Annotated in this window: 5 protein-coding genes; 4 read left to right on the top strand and 1 reads right to left on the bottom strand. The window is 65.5% G+C overall.

Translation table 11 applies throughout. The annotated features are described in order from the left end of the window. Positions 1-100 precede the first annotated feature (100 nt). The 4 genes from EOD07_RS19525 (at position 101) to gndA (ending at position 4,560) form a co-directional block, all read left to right on the top strand. Positions 101-655 (top strand): copper chaperone PCu(A)C, encoded by a 555-nt coding sequence (locus EOD07_RS19525; RefSeq protein ID WP_245470284.1) that lies wholly within the window; start codon positions 101-103, stop codon positions 653-655. A 30-nt stretch (positions 656-685) separates the two neighbouring features. Beyond that, a complete protein-coding gene (locus EOD07_RS19520) occupies positions 686-1,204 on the top strand; it encodes a YcnI family protein (RefSeq protein WP_127236638.1) in 519 nt (172 codons plus the stop codon). A gap of 52 nt (positions 1,205-1,256) precedes the next feature. Beyond that, a complete protein-coding gene (locus EOD07_RS19515; RefSeq protein WP_127236637.1) occupies positions 1,257-2,885 on the top strand; it encodes a copper resistance CopC/CopD family protein in 1,629 nt (542 codons plus the stop codon). 247 nt (positions 2,886-3,132) lie between these two features. Further along, positions 3,133-4,560, top strand: coding sequence for an NADP-dependent phosphogluconate dehydrogenase (gndA, locus tag EOD07_RS19510; protein ID WP_127236636.1), 1,428 nt, complete (start codon positions 3,133-3,135; stop codon positions 4,558-4,560). Here the strand turns inward: gndA and EOD07_RS19505 are convergent. Further along, on the bottom strand, positions 4,557-5,603 hold the full coding sequence (locus tag EOD07_RS19505) for a LacI family transcriptional regulator (protein ID WP_127236635.1): 1,047 nt from the start codon (positions 5,601-5,603) through the stop codon (positions 4,557-4,559). The two genes, gndA and EOD07_RS19505, sit on opposite strands and share 4 nt — an antisense overlap. Positions 5,604-5,791 lie beyond the last annotated feature (188 nt).

Raw genomic sequence — 5,791 nt, 5'->3', positions numbered from 1 at the left:
GCAATGGTCTGATCCGCAGAACCTTCCGCGAGCCTATTCATCCAAAGATCAGACTGTCGCGGCCGCAAAGCGGCGCGATCCTCATATTCATGGAGCAACCATGTCCAATCTTCTTTCCATGGCGCAAGCCTTCGCCTTTCGCGGCGCGCCGCCCTTCCACCTCCAACATCGCGTCGGCCTCGCCGTGCTTACCCTGCTTTTGCTCGTCGCCTGCATTCCCGCCGCCCTCGCGCATGAGTTCAAGGTCGGCGATCTCGAGATCGAGCACCCCTGGTCGCGGGCGACGCCGCCCGGCGCCAAGGTGGCCGGCGGCTATTTCACCGTGACCAACAAGGGCAGCGCGCCCGACCGGCTGCTGTCGATTTCCTCCGACATCTCCGACAAGGCCGAACTGCATGAGATGAGCGTCAAGGACGGCGTCATGACCATGCGGCCGGTCGAGGGCGGGCTGGAGATCCCGGCCGGCGGCAAGGTCGCGCTGAAGCCCGGCGCCTATCACCTGATGTTCACCGGCCTGAAGCGACAGCCGAAGCAGGGCGAGAAGTTCCCGGCGACGCTGACCTTCGAGAAGGCCGGTAGCGTCAAGGTCGAGTTTGCCGTCGAAGGCATGGGCGAGACGGGCAGTGGCGATATGGACATGGACCACGCCGAGTAATCCGCCTGTTCGAAATCAGAGGGACAATTCATGAAGAAATATCTTTTGGCGGCGGGCGTGCTTTGCGCGTTCGGGACCAATGCCGCGCTCGCCCACATCACGCTCGAAACGCAGGAAGCGGCTGTCGGCTCGACCTACAAGGCGGTCTTTCGCGTGCCGCATGGCTGCGAGGGCAAGGCGACGACCGCGGTGCGCGTGCAGATTCCTGAAGGCGTGATTTCAGTGAAGCCGATGCCCAAGCCCGGCTGGACGCTGCAGACCAAGAAGGGCAAGTACGAGAAATCCTACCAGCTCTATGGCGAAACGCTGACCACCGGCGTCAAGGAAGTAGATTGGAGCGGCGGCAATTTGCCCGACGAGTTCTATGACGAGTTCGTGTTCCGCGCCTCGCTGGCGGCCGATCTGCCGGCCGGCCAGATGCTCTATTTCCCGGTGGTGCAGGAATGCGGCGACGCGACCGATCGCTGGATCGAGATCCCGGCGGCCGGCCAGGACGAGGACGCCTTGGAAACGCCGGCGCCCGGCATCAAATTGCTGCCGAAGAAATGATTTCTGTTGGCGCGCTCCATCGGGGCGCGCCACCATTTCCTGTTGTGACGGCATGAACGCAGCACAGCCTTCCTCGACGATCCGCCTGCATGCCGGCCTGCTTTCTTGGCTGGTGGCGGTGCTCGTGGCGATGGCGGTATTGGCCATGCCCGGCCGCGCCTTCGCGCATGCGGCGCTGGTCGCGACCGATCCGGCCGATGGCGCGGTGCTGACGCAAAGTCCCGCCAAATTCTCGCTGACCTTCAGCGAGCCCGTCTCGCCGCTGGTGCTGACACTCGTGCGGCCGGACGGCTCGCAGCTTGCGCTGACATCCTTCCGCCTCAACGACCAGACGGTCGAGATCGACAATCCCGAGACGCTCAAATCCGGCACGCATGTGCTCAGCTGGCGGGTGGTGTCGGTCGACGGCCATCCGGTCGGCGGCTCGGCGCTGTTTTCCATCGGGGCGCCAAGCGCGGCGCCGGTGGCGGGCGAAGCCGTCGACTGGACGCTGCGCGGGGCGATCTGGGTGGCCAAGCTCTTTCTCTATGCCGGCCTCTTCCTCGGCGCCGGCGGCGCGTTCGCGCTCGCCTGGCTGGCCGAAGACCGGCGCCGCGGCCAGCGCTTTGTCGCTGCGGCTCTGCTTTTCGGCCTCGTTGCAGCGCCGGTGTCGCTCGGCCTGCAAGGCTTGGATGGGCTCGGCGCGCCGCTCGCGCGCCTTGCGGCACCGACAGTCTGGAAGACCGCGCTGGAGACGAGCTACGTCTGGACGGTGCTGATCGGACTGATCGCGCTTGGCCTCGCGCTGCTTTCGCTCGCCGGGCCGGCGGGCTTTCGCAGGCTGTCGGCGAGCGCAGCGTTGCTCGGTGTCGGCGCCGCCCTTGCCGCGAGCGGCCATGCCAGTGCCGCCGAGCCGCAATGGCTGACGCGGCCGCTGGTGTTCCTGCACGGCACCGCAATAGCCTTCTGGGCCGGTTCGCTGGCGCCGCTCGGCCTGGCGTTACGGCAGCAGCCGGCGGAGGCAAAAGCCTTTCTGCGGCGCTTCTCCCGCGCGATCCTGCCGGTCGTCGCCGTGCTCGCCGCCAGCGGCATCGTGCTGGCAATCATCCAGGTTGAGCAGCCGGCAGCTTTGATCAACACGTCCTATGGCCGGCTGTTGCTCCTAAAGCTGGCCCTACTGCTTTTCCTGTTCACGCTTGCCGCGGTCAATCGCTGGACGCTGACGGCGCCCGCCGAGGCCGGCGACACCGAGGTGCAGCGGCGGCTGGTGCGCTCGATCGGTATCGAGGTGGTCATCGTGCTGGCCATCTTCGGCGTCGCCGCCGGCTGGCGCTTCACTCCGCCGCCGCGCGCGCTGGCGATCGCCGCGGCGCAGCCGGCGTCGATCCACATCCACACGCTGAAGGCGATGGCCGATCTCAGCATCACGCCTGGACATGCCGGCGAGGTCGCTGCTTCGATGATGATCATGACCGGCGATTTCGGACCGTTGGACGCCAAGGCGGTGACGCTGGTGCTGTCGAAGCCGGATTCCGGCATCGAGCCGATCACGCGGCCGGCGACGAAGCCGGGCGACGGGACCTGGCGCGTGGACAATCTCGTCATTCCTATCCCCGGGCGCTGGAACGCAAGGCTCGATATCCTCGTTTCGGACTTCGAGGTGGTCAAAATCGAGGCGCCGATCGATATCCGCGCAGAGTGAAATTGAAGGTGAATAGTGAATAGTGAATAGCAGGCGATTTCCGTTACCGCGTCGCGACGACGGTTGCCTGTCCATTCACTATTCACCATTCACCCTCTGTCTTCACCCTCGGTGACAACCAGTGCGACCTCGACACAATTCGGAGAGGCGGTTGACGCCGCCGCCAAGGCCCGTCATTCATCTTGCGAAACAGTGAGCATCGCCCGAAACGCGGCCACAACAAGCATTCGAAAGCAGGGAAGAAACGATGGAAAAAGCCGAAATCGGCCTGATCGGCCTTGGCACGATGGGTTCCAACCTGGCGCTCAACATCGCCGAGCACGGGCATCGCATCGCCGTCTTCAACCGCACGCCGTCGCGCACCGACGCTTTCGTCGAGAGCGCCGGCGCGCTGAAGGACATGGTCGTTCCCTGCTACAGCCTGGAGGAGCTTGCCGCGGCGATCCGCCCGCCGCGGCCGATCATCATCATGGTGCTGGCCGGCAAGCCGGTCGACGAGCAGATCGCGGCACTGCGCGGCGTGCTTTCCGACAACGACATCGTCATCGATGCCGGCAACGCCAATTTCCGCGATACGATGCGGCGCTTCTCGGAGCTGTCCGGCTCGGGCCTGACCTTCATCGGCATGGGCGTGTCGGGGGGCGAGGAAGGCGCGCGCCATGGCCCGTCGATCATGGTCGGCGGCACCGAAGAATCCTGGAAGCGCGTCGAGAAAGTGCTGACGGCGATTTCCGCCAAGTTCAAGGACGAGCCTTGCGCGGCCTGGCTCGGCCATGATGGCGCCGGCCATTTCGTCAAGACCATCCACAACGGCATCGAATATGCCGACATGCAGATGATCGCCGAGATCTACGGCATCCTGCGCGACGGGCTCGGCATGGCGCCCAAGGAGATCGGCAAGGTTTTCGGCGGCTGGAACCAGGGTCGGCTCAACTCCTACCTGATCGAGATCACCGCCAAGGTGCTGGCCGCCGACGATCCCAAGACCGGCAAGCCGGTGGTCGACATCATCCTCGACCGCGCGGGGCAGAAGGGCACCGGCAAATGGTCGGTCATCGAGGCGCAGCAACTCGGCATTCCGGCGACGGCGATCGAGGCTGCGGTGGCGGCGCGCGTATTGTCCTCGATCAAGGACGAGCGGCAGGCGGCGGAAAAGGCCTATGGCAATATCGGCGTCGAAAAGATCTCGGGCGACAAGGCCGCGCTGCTCAAGGACCTTGAGTTGGCCCTGTTCGCCGGCAAGATCGCAGCCTACGCGCAAGGCTTCGCGGTGATGAGCGGCGCCTCGAAGGAGTTCAACTGGAACCTGCCGATGCCGACCATCGCCAAGATCTGGCGCGCCGGCTGCATCATCCGCTCGCAGATGCTCGACACGATGGCCGAGGCCCTCGGTTCCGGCAGCGCTTCCACCAACCTGCTGATGGCGCCGGCCTTCATCGCCATGATGAAGGAGGCGCATCCGTCGCTCAGGCGCATCGTGGCGCGTGCCTCCGAGGCCGGCTCGCCGGTGCCGGCGCTGTCCTCGGCGCTCGCCTATTTCGACAGCTACCGGCAGGGACGCGGCACGTCGAACCTGATCCAGGCGCAGCGCGACTTTTTCGGCGCGCACGGCTTCGAGCGGATCGGGGAAGCGGGAGCGTTCCACGGCCCATGGGGCAGTGGGGCGGGGCACTAGCCCCGATAGGGCAAGACCTCGCTCGGCGTGCTGAGCGACTGTAGCGTGCCTGGATCGGCGCCGCCGATCCAGCCGAGCACGGCGCGGGCGAGCTCGGAGCCGGCGAGCCTAAAATTCTCGTTGACGACGAGCAGCTCCCGTCGGAACAGATGCAGCAGCTCCGACGATTGTTTCGACACCACGTCGACGTCGCGGCCGAGCTGCAGCCCGGCGTCCTCTATGCCGGCCACGATGGCAAGCGTCGCGGCGGCGGCGCTGCTGACGAAGCCGTCGGGCCGGTCCTTGCGCCGCATCAACTGCGCGGTCCGCGTCCTGATCTGCTCGATCGACTGGTCGATGGAGACGGTGTTGAACGGCACCTCCGAGGCGCCCACCTCGCTCAGCGCATCGGCAAAGCCGTTCACCGTATGGCCGTAATAGGTGAGGCCGACCGGCGGGGTGACGAGCGCCAGCCGGTTGCGGCCCCTGCCGGCGAGATAGCGGACGGCTTCGCCGGCAAAGGCGTAATTGTCGAAGTCGTGATAGGGATGCACCAGCCCCATGTCGGTGCGGCCATGCGTGGCGAAGGGAATGCCGTGCTCAAGCATGTAGCGCGCCCGCGGATCGTTGGGCTGGGTGCGTGAGATGATGACGCCGTCGGCCGAGCCCGTCTCGACCAGGTAGCGCACCGGGTCGAGCGGATCCTGCGAGCGTGAATAGGGCGTGACGATCAGATGGTAGGGCGTGTCGGCGATCACCTCGGTGACGCCGTAGATGATGTCCGAGACGAAGCTCATCAGCTCGTGCTCGGTGTTCAGCACAAGCGAGATGACGTTGGTCTTGCCTGTCCTCAAGCGCACGCCCGCGCGGTTCGGACGGTAGCCGATCTGCTTGGCGACGAGCTGGACGCGACGCCTGGTCTCGGCGCCGATCTCGGGCGCATCCTTCAGCGCGCGCGAGACCGTCGTGACGCCAAGCCCGGTCATGAAGGCAAGCGTCTTCAGCGTCGGCCGCTCCTTGCCCGACGCGTCGTCGTCGCCCTTCTTCGTTACCCGTCTATCCATTCGTCCCGCCCGTCAGGCGCATAGCAGCCGCGGGGCCGACCGGCAATCGTGCGGTGTTGACAATTGCGCGACCCTAGGCCCGCTGCTGGGTTCAATATACTGATACGTTACAGATTGCCAATCTTCGTGATTGACCGGCAAGATCGCGACCTTTTCACATCCGGGTCCGGAGGTGAGCTGAAAGCCCT

It is taken from the genome of Mesorhizobium sp. M2C.T.Ca.TU.002.02.1.1 (genome assembly GCF_003997225.1).
The sequence above is the reverse complement of the archived record's forward strand: the minus strand, read 5'-3'. Positions and strand labels throughout refer to the sequence as shown.

What these genes read in the sequence shown, in the direction of transcription:
- EOD07_RS19525 (WP_245470284.1), top strand. Translation starts at nt 101, where the DNA reads ATGTCCAATCTTCTTTCCATGGCGCAAGCCTTCGCCTTTCGCGGCGCG.
- gndA (WP_127236636.1), top strand. Translation starts at nt 3,133, where the DNA reads ATGGAAAAAGCCGAAATCGGCCTGATCGGCCTTGGCACGATGGGTTCC.
- EOD07_RS19515 (WP_127236637.1), top strand. Translation starts at nt 1,257, where the DNA reads ATGAACGCAGCACAGCCTTCCTCGACGATCCGCCTGCATGCCGGCCTG.
- EOD07_RS19520 (WP_127236638.1), top strand. Translation starts at nt 686, where the DNA reads ATGAAGAAATATCTTTTGGCGGCGGGCGTGCTTTGCGCGTTCGGGACC.
- EOD07_RS19505 (WP_127236635.1), bottom strand. Translation starts at nt 5,603, where the DNA reads ATGGATAGACGGGTAACGAAGAAGGGCGACGACGACGCGTCGGGCAAG.